The sequence below is a fragment of the Erwinia sp. SLM-02 genome (assembly GCF_037450285.1).
Classification (GTDB): domain Bacteria; phylum Pseudomonadota; class Gammaproteobacteria; order Enterobacterales; family Enterobacteriaceae; genus Erwinia.
Genome location: NZ_JAQISN010000001.1, coordinates 1265393 through 1282055 on the forward strand (window position 1 = coordinate 1265393; position 16663 = coordinate 1282055).

General features: G+C 60.5%; 13 protein-coding genes. 3 read left to right on the plus strand and 10 right to left on the minus strand.

What is annotated here, in order from left to right:
* Positions 1-23: 23 nt before the first annotated feature.
* Positions 24-947: an aminoimidazole riboside kinase gene (locus tag PGH32_RS05805; RefSeq protein ID WP_337893456.1), complete on the minus strand. Its 924-nt coding sequence runs from the start codon at positions 945-947 to the stop codon at positions 24-26.
* A 1773-nt stretch (positions 948-2720) separates the two neighbouring features.
* On the opposite strand from PGH32_RS05805, the gene PGH32_RS05810 reads away from it, so the two are divergent.
* Positions 2721-3398, plus strand: a complete 678-nt coding sequence (locus PGH32_RS05810) for a gamma-glutamylcyclotransferase (RefSeq protein ID WP_337893457.1) — start codon at positions 2721-2723, stop codon at positions 3396-3398.
* An 18-nt stretch (positions 3399-3416) separates the two neighbouring features.
* Here the strand turns inward: PGH32_RS05810 and PGH32_RS05815 are convergent, their stop codons facing one another.
* From PGH32_RS05815 to PGH32_RS05855, 9 genes are all read right to left on the minus strand, one after another.
* Positions 3417-4853: a serine/threonine protein kinase gene (locus tag PGH32_RS05815; RefSeq protein ID WP_337893458.1), complete on the minus strand. Its 1437-nt coding sequence runs from the start codon at positions 4851-4853 to the stop codon at positions 3417-3419.
* A 36-nt stretch (positions 4854-4889) separates the two neighbouring features.
* Positions 4890-5843: a hypothetical protein gene (locus PGH32_RS05820; protein ID WP_337893459.1), complete on the minus strand. Its 954-nt coding sequence runs from the start codon at positions 5841-5843 to the stop codon at positions 4890-4892.
* A gap of 14 nt (positions 5844-5857) precedes the next feature.
* The gene (locus PGH32_RS05825) at positions 5858-6634 is read right to left on the minus strand and encodes a PP2C family protein-serine/threonine phosphatase (RefSeq protein WP_314421965.1); all 777 of its coding nucleotides are present in this window, start codon (positions 6632-6634) and stop codon (positions 5858-5860) included.
* Positions 6631-7800 (minus strand): type VI secretion system-associated FHA domain protein TagH, encoded by a 1170-nt coding sequence (tagH, locus tag PGH32_RS05830; RefSeq protein WP_337893460.1) that lies wholly within the window; start codon positions 7798-7800, stop codon positions 6631-6633. The genes PGH32_RS05825 and tagH overlap by 4 nt, the downstream gene beginning before the upstream one ends.
* 24 nt (positions 7801-7824) lie before the next feature.
* Complete coding sequence (gene tagF, locus PGH32_RS05835; RefSeq protein WP_337893461.1) at positions 7825-8523, minus strand: type VI secretion system-associated protein TagF; 699 nt, start codon at positions 8521-8523, stop codon at positions 7825-7827.
* Entirely contained in the window at positions 8507-10552 is a 2046-nt protein-coding gene (gene tssM, locus PGH32_RS05840; RefSeq protein WP_337893462.1) for a type VI secretion system membrane subunit TssM, read from the minus strand. Before tssM ends, tagF begins: the two co-directional genes overlap by 17 nt.
* Positions 10552-11778 (minus strand): type IVB secretion system protein IcmH/DotU, encoded by a 1227-nt coding sequence (icmH, locus tag PGH32_RS05845; RefSeq protein ID WP_443112739.1) that lies wholly within the window; start codon positions 11776-11778, stop codon positions 10552-10554. The genes tssM and icmH overlap by 1 nt, the downstream gene beginning before the upstream one ends.
* A 108-nt stretch (positions 11779-11886) precedes the next feature.
* The gene (locus tag PGH32_RS05850; protein WP_314421961.1) at positions 11887-12375 is read right to left on the minus strand and encodes an SH3 domain-containing protein; all 489 of its coding nucleotides are present in this window, start codon (positions 12373-12375) and stop codon (positions 11887-11889) included.
* Between the two features lie 383 nt (positions 12376-12758).
* Positions 12759-13307 carry a YbhB/YbcL family Raf kinase inhibitor-like protein gene (locus tag PGH32_RS05855; RefSeq protein WP_314421960.1) on the minus strand — a complete coding sequence of 183 codons (549 nt, stop codon included), beginning with the start codon at positions 13305-13307 and terminating at the stop codon, positions 12759-12761.
* Positions 13308-14167: 860 nt separating this feature from the next.
* Here PGH32_RS05855 and PGH32_RS05860 point away from each other — a divergent pair.
* Together PGH32_RS05860 and PGH32_RS05865 are read left to right on the plus strand one after the other, a co-directional pair.
* Entirely contained in the window at positions 14168-15604 is a 1437-nt protein-coding gene (locus tag PGH32_RS05860; protein ID WP_337894267.1) for a YchO/YchP family invasin, read from the plus strand.
* Positions 15605-15748: 144 nt separating this feature from the next.
* Positions 15749-16654 (plus strand): bestrophin family protein, encoded by a 906-nt coding sequence (locus PGH32_RS05865; RefSeq protein WP_314421959.1) that lies wholly within the window; start codon positions 15749-15751, stop codon positions 16652-16654.
* The last annotated feature ends 9 nt before the right edge of the window (positions 16655-16663 follow it).

Below are 16663 nucleotides of genomic sequence, written 5' to 3' on the forward strand. Positions count from 1 at the left end.
GGGTTAGCATTTTATCCATTTAATCAGGAGATTCTGGCCAGGTCGGCGGCGTAAGGCAGGGCCGTCATCGCGCCTTTGGCGGTGGTGGCCGCCGCGCCGCTGCGCTGGGCCTGCTGAATGGCGGACTCCAGATGACGCGGGGCCAGCGGGTTCTCTTCCTGCGCCAGGGCGGCCAGCAGCCCGGCCACGAAGGCATCACCCGCGCCGGTGGTATCCACGACGTTGACGGTTGGGGCGGGGAAGTGCCGCAGCGTGCTTTCCTGCCACAGCCAGACGCCGTCGGCACCGCAGGTGACCAGCAGCAGCGCGGGCCGGTAGCGCGTGCCAAAATCATGAATGCGGGCCGTGAGATCGGCGGCTTCGCTGAGGGTCGCCAGCTCATCTTCCGACAGCTTGATGATATCGGCCTGGCTGAAGGCGGTATCCAGCAGGGACGCCAGCAGCTGATGGTCCGGCCACAGGTCCTCGCGCAGATTGGGGTCGAAGCTCACCCAGCCCCCGGCCTGTTTAACGGCGTGCATCGCCTCCAGTGCCGCGCTGCGGCTGGGTTCAGCGCTCAGAGCAATCGAACACAGGTGCAGCCCTTCACCGGCGGCGAAGCGCGGCAGCTTCTCGCCGCTGAGAAACAGGTCGGCGGCGGGGCGGACCATAAAGGTAAACTGTCGCTCGCCGTGCTGGTCCAGGCTGACCAGCACGGTCGAGGTGCGATGCCCTTTTTCACGATGCATGTTGCTGATATCAACGCCTTCATCGCGCAGTGTGTGCTGCAGGAATTCGCCAAACGGGTCATCGCCCACGCAGCCGATAAAGGCGCTGTTGCCCCCGAGCCGCGCAACGCCGACCGCCACGTTGGCCGGTGCACCGCCGGGGCATTTCAACAGGCGATCGTCCTGTTCCGGTAGCAAATCGATTACTGCATCACCCAATACCCAGATTCGTTGCGTCATGATAGTTGTCCTGAAGTAAAAATCTGCCAGTAAGCTAAACTGGTTTAGCAAAAAAGAAAAGGGCTAATGATTGGATAGGTGATGGTTGTCTGACAGTTTAAGGTTTGTGAGCTTGTGGCTGCGGGTTTGGTGGCCGGGCACCGCCTGTGCGGCTGGCGGGCGGTCCTCGCGCCGCTGCGCGGTGCCTTCGGTTTCGGTAGCGGGCCTTGCGGATCGGCGCGGAGCGGGCGTCCTGCCCGCACCACGCCTGATGTCAGCATCCCTGCTGCCATCTCCGGTCCCGCTGCCTGCACCTCAGCGCTGCGGATTACCCGCCAACCGCACAGGTGGTTCCCTTCAATACAAATGAGTCGCCTGAATAAATAGGAAAAGTAAGCCAGGATTTGCCCACCGGGATTATTATGCGGTTCCTGCTTAGAGTCTGGTGGATGGGCACCGCCTGTGCGGCTGGCGGGCGGTCCTCGCGCCGCTGTGCGGTGCCTTCGGTTTCGGTAGCGGGCCTTTCGGACCGGCCTGGAGCGGGCGTCCTGCCCGCACCACGCCTGATGTCAGCATCCCTGCTGCCATCTCCGGTCCCGCTGCCTGCACCTCAGCGCTGCGGATTACCCGCCAGCCGCACAGGTGGTTCCCTTCAATACAAATGAGTCGCCTGAATAAATAGGAAAAGTAAGCCAGGATTTGCCCACCAGTATTATGCGGTTAGTGCTTAGAGTCTGGTGGTTGGGCACCGCCTGTGCGGCTGGCGGGCGGTCCTCGCGCCGCTGTGCGGTGCCTTCGGTTTCGGTAGCGGGCCTTTCGGACCGGCCTGGAACGGGCGTCCTGCCCGCACCACGCCTGATGTCAGCATCCCTGCTGCCATCTCCGGTCCCGCTGCCTGCACCTCAGCGCTGCGGATTACCCGCCAGCCGCACAGGCGGTTCCCCTCAATACAAATGAGTCGCTGCGTAGCCAAAATTTTGTGATGGTTTTTCAGCAGAACTGACGGTCTAAAGTGGTTGAAAGTCCCAGACAACACTAAATGGTCAAAGCAGACGGGTAGCGTTCCCTGAAGGGCTATCCGCAGCGCTGAACGGAGAGAGGAAGCCAGGATTTGCCCACAGGGATGTGGGCAAAAGGCGCAGCCGCGCAGGACGCGCGTCTGCGGCGGTCCGTGAGGCTGACGAACGAAGAGAAGGTATCGCGAAGCGACGCGAGGACCAACCCGGCAGGGAACGCTGCCCGTCAGCGTGGGTGCTGTCAGCAAAGACGACATCAACCACCAAGATCATCGGTATCCTGGAGCAAATCGAAAGTGATGGGCGTGAGTTTCAGGCAATCCAGAACGGGAAAAGCAGACGGGTAACGATCCCTGAAGGGCTATCCGCAGCGCTGAACGGAGAGAGGAAGCCAGGATTTGCCCACAGGGAAGTGGGCAAAAGGCGCAGCCGCGCAGGACGCGCGTCTGCGGCGGTCCGTGAGGCTGACAAACGAAGAGAAGGTATCGCGGAGCGACGCGAGGACCAGCCCGGCAGGGATCGCTACCCGTCTGCGCGGGCACTGAGATCAAAGACGACATCACCCACCCAATCGGGCCATCCCCCTTTTGCTCATCAAATTTTCACCTTCCCGTCACCGCCCGGTCATTTTTTTTCTTTTGTGATCGGCCTCTAACTTGAAAGCGGCGGCATAAATGCATAAGGTCAGTAATAATGTTTGATAAAATAGCTAAAAGTAGTTAAATCGCGGACGGCGAAATCAGCAGGGTGTATTTTGAGCAGTGGCGTGGAGGTAAAATTGTTAACACGAGATTTCTTATTAAAAGCTGACTGTAAAACCGCTTTTGGTGATATCGAGGAATCACTGTTATGGAGTGCGGAGCAGCGGGCTGCTTCGCTGGCGGCTACCCTCGCATGCCGCCCTGACCACAGCCCGGTATGGATTTTCGGCTACGGTTCGCTGATGTGGAACCCGGTTTTTGAAGCCGATGAGGTCGCCGCCGGTACGCTCAATGGCTGGCATCGCGCGTTTTGCCTGCGGCTGACCGCCGGGCGCGGAACGGCCAGCCAGCCTGGACGCATGCTGGCCCTTAAAGAGGGCGGAGACACCACCGGACTGGCCTTCTGCCTGCCGGAAGCCAGACTGAATGAAGAGCTGGAGCTGCTGTGGAAGCGCGAAATGATCACCGGCTGCTATCTGCCAACCTGGTGCGAGCTGGCGCTGGACGATGGCCGCAAGGTCACGGCGCTGGTGTTTATTATGGATCCGCGCCATCCGCTGTATGAAACGGACTCCTGCCCGCAGACCATCGCGCCGCTGATCGCCAAAGCAACAGGCCCGCTGGGCACCAATGCGCAGTACCTCTTCTCGCTGGAAAAAGAGCTGAACCAGCGCGGCATTAACGACGACTGCCTGACCGACCTCGCACGCCAGGTGCGCGAGCTGCAGCAGTGCCACAGCGGCCTGGCGGGGTAGTGCCGCCGGGGCGGTCGATCAGTGCGTCGGGTTAATCAGCCAGGTACCGGCGCGGTCTATTTTTAGCTGCTGCCGGTAGTCGCCGCGCGAACTGTGTACCTGAAGCTGATAGTCGCCCGCGGCCAGGTTCAGCACCGCGTAGCCGCTGTTGTTCGGCGTTACCGCCATGGCATTGTTGTTCAGCAGCAGCGTATCACCACTGCCCAACTTCAGGTACACCGTGGCCAGCGCAGGCGCGCTGGCTGCTGCAGTGGCGGGGGCTGCCGCATCGGCCGGCAGGGTATCCGCCGCCGCCGCCGTCGAAGGCTCCGTCTGAGGATCGCGGTTCAGCATCCACACCACGGCCGCCACGGCCAGCACGGCCACCGCACTCAGCAACAGCAGGGGCTTCGATAGCTTCTGCGGCGCTTTGGCGGCAATCAGCGGATCGGCGGCGCTGGCTGCCGGATTGACCGCCACCACCGGGGCTTCTGCCTCCGTCTCCGGCCGGCTTTCCGGCTCCGCCTGCGGCAAGGGCGGCAGCTCACTTATCGTGCTGACTAATTCTTCCACCTCGCTGACCGGCAGATTGACCAGCGCGGCCAGTTCATCAATCGACTGCGGGCGCTGTGTGGCATCCATCGTTAACGCGCGATCGATCGCGTTCAGCAGCGGCAGCGAATACCCCTCGGGGCGGAGTTCAGCGAGCGGCCGGTAGCTGTCTTCGATGCTGCGCACCACGCTAACCGGCGGAGGATTGCCGACAATCAACGTGTGCAGCACCGCACCCAGCGCATAAATATCCGTCCACGGACCCTGCTCGGCGTCACTCTCCTCGCAGTACTGTTCAAGCGGGGCGAATCCGGGCTTGAGCATGATCTCGGTTTCGTCAGAAAGGTTGCCAATCTCTTTGCGCGCGGATCCGAAATCCAGCAGGACAGGCAGCTGATTTTCCTGGATTTGAATATTGTCCAGCGAGATATCCCGGTGCAGATAGCCCGCGTGATGAATGGTGTTGATAGCGCCGAACAGCGGCGGCAGCAGCTGGCGGATCCAGGCTTCGTTGATGCTCTGCGGCTGGTCCGTCTGCCACGCTTTCAGGGTCATGCCGCTGTAGAACTGGGTGCCCATATAGGCCGTGCCGTTGCCTTCCCAGAATCGCAGAACGTGCAGCAGGCCGGGGTGGTTAAAACGCGCCAGCAGCCGTGCTTCCTGAACAAAGCTGTTCATACCGGCGTTAAACAGCCGCTGATGGCGATCGGCGCGGAGCGTGACGGACAGATCTTCGCCTCGGGTCGCCAGCGAGTTTGGCATGAACTCCTTAATGGCGATGGTGCGCTCCAGCAGATGGTCCCAGGCACGATAAACAATGCCAAAGCCGCCGCCGCCGATCGCTTCCTGAATCTCAAATTCATTAAAACGGTAACCCGGCGGAAGCGCTTTGGTCGCGTTTTGTTGCTGCTCGTTTGCCGACATAATAAAAATTCTCCTAACGTACGCTACGCCAGATACTTAATTAACGGTGCGCCAGGCACCTGTTGCCGGGTCGGCAAGATCGGCATGCAGGGCATCAACCAGCAGCACGTTCACTTTCACTTCGGGGTCAATAACCGCAGACCATGTCTCGCGCAGTTTCTCAACCCGTTCCTTTATTTCTGCGGCGTTGCTGGCATCGGTTTTATCCATCTTAATGAGCAGCGTTCCTTCAAATGACCAGACGTGCAGCTCCGGCGTGAACGGCAGCACCAGCCAGCTGTCCGGGGCGTCCGGGCGGCTGACCACCATGCGCTGATTATTGACCGTGACCACCTCAAGCTCGCCGGAAGCGGGATGCAGTTGGCGCAGCGGATAACCCTGATAGAAGGTGACCGCCAGCGGCAGTGTGGGCGCCTGGCCCTTCATCAGGCTCAGTTCATTGCGGCCTTCCAGCCAGCCATCGGCGGTACAGGTCATCGATTTCGTGTCGGGAATGAACAGCGAGGAACCCCGGTCGTCCCACCAGGTGCGGAAGTGGCATCCGCCGGGCAGGTCGAAATAGTGCAGCGGTACGCTGTTCGCCGGGCGGGAGATATCAAGCGGCGCGGCGTTATCGGCGGTGGCCGTCGCGGTGGCGTCGGCGGTAATCACCGGCTGCCAGCCTCGGGTCTTCAGAGCGGTGCCGACGGCCAGCACCGACCCCCGGCTGCTGGTCATCTGCCACGGCAGCGCCTGCAGTTTGCCGCACTGGTTATGCAACAAATTACCGACCTGCGGTAAAAACTTATCCAGCACGGCGGATTCGGTGGCTTTAGCGGAAACAATGCGCAGGGTGATCGTTTCCCCGCACCAGGACTGCGGCGCGCTGCTGGCAACATTATCGATAAACACATCCAGCGCGAGGCCGGGGGAGGAGACAACACGGTAATCTTCCGCCCGCGCGCTGGCCACGGCCATCAGGCTCAGGACAACTGGCAACCAGTATTTCATAGCATTCCTTGAAATTAATCGCGCGGTGGTAAAAACCGGGCTGAATCCGTCAGAGAAAAAAGCAGCGTTGTGTCCTGCGGTGAGCCGCACCAGACGGCTACGGCGCTAAGATTATCCTTTTTTTCGCTACGGTCGATAGCTTTCTGCATCAGAGCCAGCCATTCCTGCGGCGAGTTTACCATTCTGAGCGCCTGTTCCATCTCAACGGGGGTCAGATTATTCCAGAAACCATCGCTGCACAGCAGGAAAACATCCCCGTCTTCCAGCGGCAGCACGGCGCTGTAATCATGCGGCCTGGTGCCGTCGGTCCCCAGCGCACTGTAAAGCAGGTGGCTGTTAACGCCGGTGTTTTCGTAGCCGGCATCGCGCAGCTTCTGCACCAGGCTGTGGTCGCGGGTCATGCCGTGTACCACGCCGCGCCGGAAGTGATAGACGCGCGTGTCTCCGGCATGGCACCACCAGGCGCGCTGGCCGGGGCGATCGATAAACAGCGCGGCAAACGTGGTACTCATTTTGTTTAATGCGGGTTCGGCCAGCTGCGCCGCGCGGATCGCCTGCTCGCAGGCGGCAACCATCTGTTCGGTCTGCAAAGGTGAGAGCGCATCGTGGCTGGCCGCCTGCGACAGCAGCGTATCGCGGGCAATCTCAGCGGCACGGCCGCCGCCGGGGCTGCCCGCCACGCCGTCACAGACCACGAAGGTGCCGAACTGCGCGTTTAACTGTGCTCCCGTCGCATCCTGATTACTGACGCGAGCACCGATCTGCGAGGTGCTGAAAAAGGTGATATTCATCGATCCTCCTCAGGGGTTTGCGAATCTTTGTACTGGTTAACTTCCACCTCGTACGCCTGCAGAAACGCCTCGCCAAACAGCGAGTGGAAATCGTCCTCAATGTCCCCTGAGGTGTTCTGATAATGGCGTACAAAGTAATCCCACAGCGCGGCCTTGCGCGAAGCACTGAGCGCCAGGCGGGGGAGTGCGCCGTCGTCGCGGGCGTGTTCTTCCAGCCGCTGCGGGTTAAACGATTGCAGCATTGCGGCAATAATGGCGCGGATCCCGGAGGTCATCCCTAGCTGATGGGCCTGCAAATCAACCAGCGCGTCGCGTACCGCCTGTTCCGGCGGCATAAAACCCGGCATCTGGCTCTGATAAATCTGCATCAGCACCGTTTTACCGCTGGGTAAAATTTTAAACGGGTTGTTGGCCTCATTGAGGATCAGTGTCATTTCGGCTTTTACGCCGCGCTTGAGGATCGAGCGGGAGGAGAGCAGCGCCACCGTGCCCTGCGAGAACAGGCTCAGCATGCGGCCGGTCAGGCGCATCTGCTCCTCGCTGAGCGCAGCGGGTTGCCCGGCTGTGGGGTCCAGCCCCATCCCTTCCAGCAGCGCACTCAGCAGGCGCTGCTCGTGGCTGCCTCCTGCCGCCGCCGTGTCGCCGTCACCCTGGCCCGGGGCCAGCGGTCCGATGGCCAGCCGGGCGGCGGCATCGCGTGCGGCCCGCTGTTCAAGCTCTTCGGCGCTGGTTTTTTCCTGCGGGAAGTCGGGCAGGGCCGTCGCCGGGTGAAGAATACCCAGCGGGTCGTCTGCCGAATCGTTATCACTCTGGAACAGCAGCAGCGGATCGTCCAGCGCCGGGCCGTCTTCGCTCAGGGCGGGATCGCTGACGCGGATAGTGTATTCGCCAATCGCCAGCGTATCGCCGTGTTGCAACGTTACCTGTTCTCCGCGGGCCAGCGAGCGCTCGTTATGGATAACCGCGATAACGCTGCCCTGGCTGGTCAGGCGACACTCGCCGCCGGGCGCAACGTGAACCAGCGCCTGCAGGCGGGAGATGGTGCGTTCGGGATCGGGAAGGACCAGATTATTATCCGCGCTGCGGCCAATGGTGCCGCCCGGCGGTGTAAAATCGCAGCTTACGGCGTCGTCCTGCTCCCGATAGTTTAAAAGCGTGAGTCGCATGCTTCTCCTGTCTCCGGGCCGCGATCAGTCGGCCTGGTCAAACATCGGTGGATAGAGCCCGTGGCGAGGCGGTTTTTCGGCCAGGGTCGGTTGAAACAGCTGGCTGAACAGCTGCGCGGTCAGATTGCCGCTGTGCCTGTGGCTGACCAGCGGATAGCCATCGCTCTGATTGGTCCACCAGTAGCTGGTGTACTGCAGCGGATCGAAGCGCCGCGACGCGTCCTGCCACGCCAGCGTGGGGCAGTCGCGATAGCCGATCAGGGTGGTCGCATCGAGGTTGTCTGCCCGCGGCAGCGCGGCGAGCGCAGCTATCGTCGCCCCGGTTTCGTCCACGCTTTTCTGCTGGCTGACCGCCTGATGTAGCGCACTACCGAGAGCGTTAAACCATTCTCCGGCCAGCGCCAGCTGTACCGGATGCCACTGGGCCACCGTGAGGTTTTTGACCGCCATCAGCGGCCAGATGCGGCCAACCCGATCGCGTGACGGCATCAGGCAGCCGATTTGTACCTGCTGCAGGCCCAGCGTGGCGGGCAGCGCAAAATTCCAGATCGGCGCGCGGGCAAAGGCTTCAGTACAGCCATTGTGCTGATGCTGCCACTGCGCCACGCCGGATTTAAACCAGTTTGACCAGTGGACCAGCCGGGATTCCGGCATCCGCTGATGCACAAAGTCACCCGCCGTCGGGAGTTTGCCATACCATCCCAGGTCAGTGTAAGGGGCCATTTTGCTTTCTCATGATCAGTGCCCCGTCGCGGGCATAGGGTGAGCTTTGGATCTGCCGGTCGAGGAGCTGGCTTAAATGCCAGTCCAGCTGCCTGCGCTGCGCGTCGGTCACCGCCAGCGGCGGATTGCGCGACAGAATCTGCATGACCCAGCTGCGCAGGAACCGACCGTCGTAGATGCGCGGCTGATACAGCATCTGATAGGCGCGCAGGGCATCGTGAGTGAAGGCCTCACTGGCCCCGTTATCCTCCTGCAGCGCCAGCGTGATCGCCTGCGCCACGCGCGGCAGTAACAGCGACTTGAGGGCGTTCTGATAAAGACCCCAGCTGGCGTTGTAGACCTGCTCACCGCGATACAATCCGCCGCGCAGGGCCAGCGGCGGGCTGGAAAGGGTAAAGTCGGGCGATTCAGGGAGTGCCACCAGGCTGTTCAAAAACGGCAGCAGCCCGGTGATATCGGCCCCGTTGCTCTCACTCAGCGTGCGGGCCTGCTGTTGAATATCCGGCAGCCTGTCGGCAACCTGCTGCAGGTAGCGCTGGTTTTTCGCATAGCTGGTGTACCAGAGCGCGGAACAGACGATTAAACCCGCCGCCAGAGCGGCATACCCCATCCGGTGCAGGCGCTGGTTGCGCTGCTCCCAGCGCCGGTCGCTCCCGGCCAGCGCGCTTTCGCGAAACACCACCTTGCTGAGCAGGTCGTGAATAAAATAGCTTTGGCCCTTGTTGGCCGGGATGGGCGCAGTGCGGCTGACGCTGTTCCAGCTGGCTATCGACTGCCCCTGCTGCTGGGGTAGCTGCAGCTTGCGCGCCAGTTCGCCCATCACCCGGTCAAACGGCAGGCCTTCCTGCGTGCCGCTGGTGAAGAACAGCCCCCGAACTGACCAGGGTAACTCCCCCTGACGCGCCGCGAAGATGGTGGTCAGGTATTCCGCCAGCAGCGGGCGCAGGGAGGCAAACTCCTGGGGGAACAGGAAGCAGTCGGCACGTTCCTGAAGATCGTTCTGCCGCGCCATGTTGCAGGCGAGGTCGGTCATCAGCTGATTACAGAGCTGAAGGAACTGCTGCTCAAACTGCGGCAGCAGCGGGTTATCCACGGCGCGGTCGGCCTGCAGCGGGAAGGTGAAACCGAAAATTTGCTCCCGTCGGCTTTTGTCGCACTGGGCGAAATAGCTCATAAAACCTTTCAGCAGGTCGCTTTTGGTCACCATCACGTAAACCGGAAAATGAATGCCCGTTTGCTGGTGAAGCTCCGCCAGCCGGTTGCGCAGGGCGTTGGCCTGGGCAAGACGAACATCCGGCGGATCGCTGAGCAGGTCGGCCACGCTGAGCGTGACGATCACGCCGTTAATGGGCTGGCGCGGGCGATAGCGTTTAAGCAGCGCGATAAACGTCTGCCATTCGCTGGCGTCGCGGGTGCGCTGGCTTTCCTGCAGCGTATACCGGCCTGCGGTATCCAGCAGCACCGCCTGACGGGTAAACCACCAGTCGCAGTGGCGCGTGCCGCCCACGCCGCGCAGCGCGCCTTTGTTCAGGCTATCGGGCAGGGCAAACTCCAGCCCCGAGTTAAGCAGCGCGGTGGTTTTACCCGCGCCGGGTGCACCCACGATCAGATACCACGGCAGCTGATAGAGGTAGCGCGCATTAAAAATGCGGAACCAGCGGCTGCGGCGGGATGGGGAACTCTGCGGAAACTGGATTTTTTTAAGCAGCTGCGTGGCGTCGTGAAAGCGCATATCCAGCATTTCACTGGTGGCCTGCAGGTCATTTTGTTCGCTGCTGTTCAGCTGCAGCCGCGCCAGCATCCGGCGGTTAAACCAGGCGCGGTAAAGCTGCGGCAGCAGCATAAACAGCCCCCACAGCAGGTAGCAACCGACGATCAGCAGCTGACGATTCAGATCGCTGTCAAGCAGCTGAAACTGGCTGAGGGCCAGCAGCGGGCCAAGCATCCAGATCAGTGCGCACAGGGCGCTGACGCCGAGCAGGCCCCAGACAGGGCGGCAGGTAAGCAGGGCGAAAAGGTTTTTCAACATCATGATTTTCCGGTGCTGTTGCTGCTGTCATCGTTTTCAGGCGCGGCGAACAGTGTAATCTCGACGCGCCGGTTCTGTGCCCGATTCTGGGCGCTGTCATTGGGCATCAGCGCGCCGCTGTCGCCGCGACCCTGAGTGCGGATCGACACGCCGGGCTGAGCAATCAGCTGCTGCATCAGGCTGGCGATGGCGGAGGCCTGCGCCTGTGAATATTCATAGCTGGAGGGGAAACGCTCTTCGCGGCGCGGTCGGTCATCGCTGAAAACGCTGACCAGCAGCGTACCGTGAACGGCTTCCAGCGCCGTGGCTACCCTGGCGATCAGCGCCCGGCCCTGAGGCGAAAGCACCGTGCCGGAAGCATTAAACAGCCCGTCCACCGGCAGGATAACCCGGCTGCCGCTGCTGGTATCCACCACGTCCAGCTGATGGCCGGTGATCAGATCGCTGAGCCGCAGTCGAAGATCGGTTAACGCCTGCGGGGCCGGGCCTCGCTGCCCGGGTATGGTTTCCGGTAGCGGCGTTTGCCAGATCTGCTGCAGCAGGGTGGAGGTGGCGTTACTCAGCCGCCAGTTCAGACTGGAAAACACCAGGCAGGCAGCAAATGCGGCGATAGAGACGCAGGCCCACAGCGGAACCGGCGCGCGCCAGGGGGCGCTCTCCTGCGGCAGGTCTGCCGGGGGGGACAAACGATTGTGCTGGGGCGTGTCGCGGACGTTAGCGATAAGCACCGCCAGACGATCGCGAATCGCATCGCGCTGGCCGCGCCCGTTCTCCATCGTGCGATAGCGACCTTCGTAGCCCAGCAGCAGACAGTAGTTGATGATTTCTAACAGCCACAGATGCTGGTCGGGATTTTGCGACAGTCGGGAAAGCAGCTGGAAGAATTTATCGCCGCCCCAGGCTTCATTATGAAACGTGACCAGCAGCCCGTTGCCCGACCACACGCCGCGGTTGCCCCATGGGGTCTGCGCGGCGGACTCATCCAGCACCGTGCAGAGGCAGTAACGCGCGCCGATGATCGTTTCAAACGGTATTTCCACCCGGCGGCAGTGGTTTTCAAACAGCCGTATCTCGTCAACCAGCTGCTGGCGCAAACCGGCAGGATCGTCATGGCTGACGGCCTGACGGATCTGCACCACGGCGTTCAGCAGGGGAAATGCGGCTGCCAGCAGCGGATTATCCAGGGCCGCGTAGTTCTCTTTTACCGGAGAAAGTTCTGGCATCATCAGGATTCGGGGATCTCAGCTGTGTTCTGCAGCCGGAAAAAGGGTCCGCAGCTGCACAAATTATTTTTATCCATTCACCGACAGTCTGGCTGCCGAACCGGGCGCGGGTTACTGCAGGATCCAGGTTGCCGTCTCGCCGTTGCGACAGGCTTTGTTTTGCCCACCAACGTCAACGCACTCTTTTTTCCGCGCCTTGCGCGGGCGAGGGCGATCGTTGCGCAGTGTGGCGTCATACAGCTCGCTTTTTACGCCCGCTTTGAGCGGCACGTAGCCCAGCAGCTGTTGCGTATCGTCCCCGGCAATCGCCAGCCAGCGATCGGCCTCACCGAGCACGGTGAAAGGTTTACCGGCTTCCAGATAGCGCACAATCTTGCCGCTGTAATCCGGGCGGGTCATCACTGACGCTTTATAAAGCGCGCGATATTGCTGGTTGACGGGCGTAAAGGAGGTCGGAGCCTGAACCGCATAGCGGTGCACCAGCTTTACGCCGTTGACCTCGCTGGTCACCAGGGTGTCGTCATCCGGCTGTGATGGAGCCGTTTTGCATCCTGCGAGGGAAAACACGGCCAGCAAGATTAACGCGCTGCTAATTTTCACTTTGATCCCCGTGAAGCTGCTCAGAATATCTGACTTGCGAACGCGACGACGCCGCGTCAGCCACTCTCCACCCCAACCCGGGCGCACTGGCGTCTTTTCGGTTGAGAGGAGGAAATTGCCCGGTTTAACATCAGGATAATTGCTTTAGGCATTTACCGGACGTTTTTGGGAATAGAATCCATTGCAGGCGCTGGTTGAACATGCTAGCAGTCGCCTGATTTGCCAGATTTTGCCTGAAAGGAGTGTTAACGGCAATTTGATTAGCGCTAAAAACGCTAATTTTCCTTATCTGATGGATAGTTGGCGGGAAAACAGGCGGTTAAGGCCGCGTCCGGTGATGCAGACGGCCTCACCGGACGGGATGAACGTTTCTGGCAGAGGGGTTAATCGTTACCGTAGCGGCCGATAATCCCGGCACCGGCCAGCGCGTGGCCTTTCAGCGCGTTAAGCAACTGGTCACGGGTCAGCCCGGCGGGGAGTGCGTCTGCCGCCAGGTCGCTGGCAATAAGGGTGAAGACATAATGATGCGCGCCGCTGCCGGCCGGCGGGCACGGGCCGTGGTAGCGTGCGGTTCCCGGGCTGTTTTTCCCGCCGGTGAATCCGTTACCGTGGGTCAGATCGCCCTGAGCGAACTGCGTGCGGCTGGCCGGGATGTTGTAGGCCACGAGGTGAGAGACGCCGAGCCCTTTCGCGCCTTCCGGGTCAAAGACCATCAGGGCAAAGCTTTTTGTCCCGGCCGGGGCGTGGTTCCAGCCGAGTGCCGGGGAGACGTTTTCCCCGGTGCAGCTGGCGTTACCCGGCGTGGCGCCGGCGAACTTTTTGTCCAGCAGGGCGTTATCGGTAAAGTCGGGCGAGGTAAGGGTGAATACCTCCTGGGCGCCGGCGCCGAGGCTGGCCAGGAGGAGTGAGGCGGCGAGTAGCGTTTTTGTCATTGGCGTTCTCCGTATTAAAGTGATGCTGATTGATGTTTGAAATTCAGAATGTTTTCTTGCGTTTATTTGTAGCTTGACGACGGTTGATTGCCGGAGTGTGTCATATCAGTCTTTCTGGAGGTTCAGCGCTAGCGCTGGCTGGCCGCTCCTCCGCCCGGGCCGGTCCTCGCGCGGCGTTTCACGCCGTGCCTTCACGTCGTTCATCAGCCGGTCGGACCGACACAGACGGGCCTTCCCTGGCCCGACCGTGCCTTTCCCCCGCGTCCTGCGGGGGAATCCTGGCTTCTTCGCGCCGTTCAGCGCTGCGGATGGCCCGGGCGGAGGAGCGGCCAGCCTGCCTGGTTTTTTTCAGTATTATCTGAGAATGGAAAACTGTCAGCCCGTTCAGTCACTTTAGCTTTTGGCATGGATGAGATAGCCAGCAAGATGCTTAAAGGGGGAACAGCCGCTGCGGAAGTCGGGTAATCCGCAGCGTTGAGATGAAAGCATCAGACCAGGATACGTCAACAGGACGTTGGCGTAAGGCTGCGTCGTGTCAGGGACGACGCGTCGCAGCCGGTCCGACGGGGCGGATGCTGAAATCGAGGGCACCGTGCAACGCGCGGCGCGAGGACCGCCCGGCTACCGCAGCGGCTGTTCCCCTGACACCTGTCCACCAGCGATGCCGCCAAACAGACACCATTCACCTCAGGTGTTTCCAGCATCTTTCAAAAGCAGAGCTTTGCCAAAGTCTCGAGTACCTCCCGCCCGGATTTTTACCGTCCTGCCGAATCTGTGTTAAGGTTATAACTCGCCAATTTTGTGAGGCACCACACATATAATTCGCTAGAAAACCGTTGCTTTTGATATTTTAAATGCCTATGAATCGATTTATCCGCCGTTATCCTGTTTTCCTTCCCCTGCTGGCTACGCTCTCCGGCCTGCCTGTCGATCTCGCGTGGGCCTTTGACGAAAAAAATCAGGTTGCCGAAGCCCCCTTTGACGATCCCGCCCGCTTCAGCAATATGGTGCAGCAGCTGCCCGCGTTAAATAACGGTGCCTCCGATGATTTACTGGAAAAACGTATCGCCGAAGCGGCAAAAAGCATCGGGGAGGCCAGCATGGCCAGCGACAGCGATAAACCGCTGCGCGAACAGGCCGAACTGTGGGCGTTCAACCGCTTCCGCGATCTGGCGGCGGAACGCGCTGCGAGGGAAGGGGAGCATCTTCTTTCACCCTACGGGCGTGCCAGCGTTACGCTCGCCGTGGATGATGACGGCAACTTTAACGGCACCTCGGCGCAGCTGATTACCCCCTGGCAGGATAACTATCAGTATCTGACCTTCAGCCAGCTAGGCCTGGAGCAAACCGAATACGGCGCGGTGGGCAATGCCGGGCTGGGCCAGCGCTGGATAGCCGGTGACTGGCGGCTGGGCTACAACGCTTTCGTGGATGATTTACTGACCGAGAACCAGCAGCGCGGATCGTTAGGCACGGAAGCATGGGGTGAGTATCTGCGCTTCTCCGCCAACTACTACCATCCCCTCAGCGGCTGGCGCAACCGCGGCAACAGCAGCCAGATGCGCATGGCGCGCGGCTATGATATTACCACCCGCGGCTATCTGCCGTTCTATCGCCAGCTGGGCGTTTCTCTCAGCTATGAACAGTATCTGGGACGCAATATCGACCTGTTCCACAGCGGAAATATGATGGATAACCCCACGGCGGTCACGCTGGGGATTAATTACACGCCCGTCCCGCTGTTCACCTTCAGCGCTAATCACAAAGAAGGCGACAGCGGCGAATCCCAGGATCAGTTTGCCCTCAAGATGAACTATCGCCTCGGCGTGGCGCTCAGCAAGCAGCTTTCCGCCAGCAACGTCGATGCCGCGCAGTCGCTGAGCGGCAGCCGTTATGATGCGGTGAACCGCAATAACTCTCCGGTGATGGCTTTCCGCCAGCGGAAAACCCTGTCGGTATTCCTTGCCACGCCGCCGTGGCAGGTGCAGCCGGGTGAAACGCTGCCGCTGAAACTGCAAATCCGCCACAGTAATCCGATTAAGGCGGTCAGCTGGCAGGGGGATACCCAGGCTCTGAGCCTGACGCCGCCCGCTAACAGCAGCGATCCCGAGGGATGGAGTATTATTATTCCGGCCTGGGACAGCTCGGCGGAAGCCAGCAATGAATATCGTTTGTCGGTAACGCTGGAAGACAGCAAGCAGCAGCGCGTCACGTCTAACTGGATCACGCTGAAACTGTCTCAGCCGGTGGCAATGCAGGATCCGCGGGCGGAAAATTACGATTTTCTTACCCCCTGACGGCACGAAAACTGACACCGCTGAAATGCAAAAAGTTGTCAAGATAGCGCCCGAAAATATATGTGATTAAAGTCACAAAATACTCCTTTCCAACCTCAGGGTTTTTCTGCACAATCTGCGAAAAATTCTACTCACCTGCACATCATGATCATCCGTCCGCATCGTCACTGGTTTGTTCGCCTTTTCGCCTGGCACGGCTCTGTGCTACCCGGGATTTGGTTTCGCCTGACACTCAACTTAATGATGTCAGTGATCGCGATTTTGTGTCTTGACTGGTATGAAACGCTGGGGATTAAACTGACCCTCGCCCCTTTTAGTTTGCTCGGGGTGTCGATTGCGGTTTTCCTGGGTTTCCGCAACAGCGTCTGCTTTGGCCGCTTTATTGAGGCGCGGATGTTCTGGGGAAACCTGCTGATTGCCTGTCGCACGCTGCAGCGGCTGGCGCTGGCAATCTCCCCGGCTGAGGCGCCGCGCGTGATGTCGCTGCTGCTGGCGTTCTGCTACAGCCTCAAGCATCAGCTGCGCCGAACCGATGCCCACGAGGATCTGCGCCGCTATCTGGGGGATGAGGCCGATGAGATCCTGGCCCGCCGTTCTCCGACCAACTTTATTGAACTACAGCTCTCCAACTGGCTGGCGATCCAGCGCCGCAACGGCAATCTTTCTGACATTTTGTATGCCCATATGGATGCCAGCATCAATCAGCTGTCGCAGGTTCTGGGGGGATGTGAGCGGCTGGCGAGTATGCCGATTCCCTTTGCCTACGGCCTGCTGCTGCACCGCACGGTATATCTGTTCTGTACGCTGCTGCCCTTCGCGCTGGTACCGGATCTGCACTATATGACGCCGCTGGTGTCGGTATTTATCGCCTACACCTTCCTGTCGCTGGATACGCTGGCGGAAGAGCTGGAGATGCCGTTTGGCCTGGCCAAAAACCATCTGCCGCTGGATGCCATGTGCACCAATATTGAGATCAACCTGAGGGAAATGAATCTGGAGCAGGAACTGCCGGATACGCCTCAGCCAGACAGGCACTATCGTTTAACCTGACCGACTGGC

What these genes read in the sequence shown, in the direction of transcription:
- icmH (WP_443112739.1), bottom strand. Translation starts at nt 11,778, where the DNA reads ATGATGCCAGAACTTTCTCCGGTAAAAGAGAACTACGCGGCCCTGGAT.
- tssM (WP_337893462.1), bottom strand. Translation starts at nt 10,552, where the DNA reads ATGTTGAAAAACCTTTTCGCCCTGCTTACCTGCCGCCCTGTCTGGGGC.
- PGH32_RS05865 (WP_314421959.1), top strand. Translation starts at nt 15,749, where the DNA reads ATGATCATCCGTCCGCATCGTCACTGGTTTGTTCGCCTTTTCGCCTGG.
- PGH32_RS05805 (WP_337893456.1), bottom strand. Translation starts at nt 947, where the DNA reads ATGACGCAACGAATCTGGGTATTGGGTGATGCAGTAATCGATTTGCTA.
- PGH32_RS05855 (WP_314421960.1), bottom strand. Translation starts at nt 13,307, where the DNA reads ATGACAAAAACGCTACTCGCCGCCTCACTCCTCCTGGCCAGCCTCGGC.
- PGH32_RS05820 (WP_337893459.1), bottom strand. Translation starts at nt 5,843, where the DNA reads ATGAAATACTGGTTGCCAGTTGTCCTGAGCCTGATGGCCGTGGCCAGC.
- PGH32_RS05860 (WP_337894267.1), top strand. Translation starts at nt 14,168, where the DNA reads ATGAATCGATTTATCCGCCGTTATCCTGTTTTCCTTCCCCTGCTGGCT.
- PGH32_RS05815 (WP_337893458.1), bottom strand. Translation starts at nt 4,853, where the DNA reads ATGTCGGCAAACGAGCAGCAACAAAACGCGACCAAAGCGCTTCCGCCG.
- tagH (WP_337893460.1), bottom strand. Translation starts at nt 7,800, where the DNA reads ATGCGACTCACGCTTTTAAACTATCGGGAGCAGGACGACGCCGTAAGC.
- PGH32_RS05825 (WP_314421965.1), bottom strand. Translation starts at nt 6,634, where the DNA reads ATGAATATCACCTTTTTCAGCACCTCGCAGATCGGTGCTCGCGTCAGT.
- tagF (WP_337893461.1), bottom strand. Translation starts at nt 8,523, where the DNA reads ATGGCCCCTTACACTGACCTGGGATGGTATGGCAAACTCCCGACGGCG.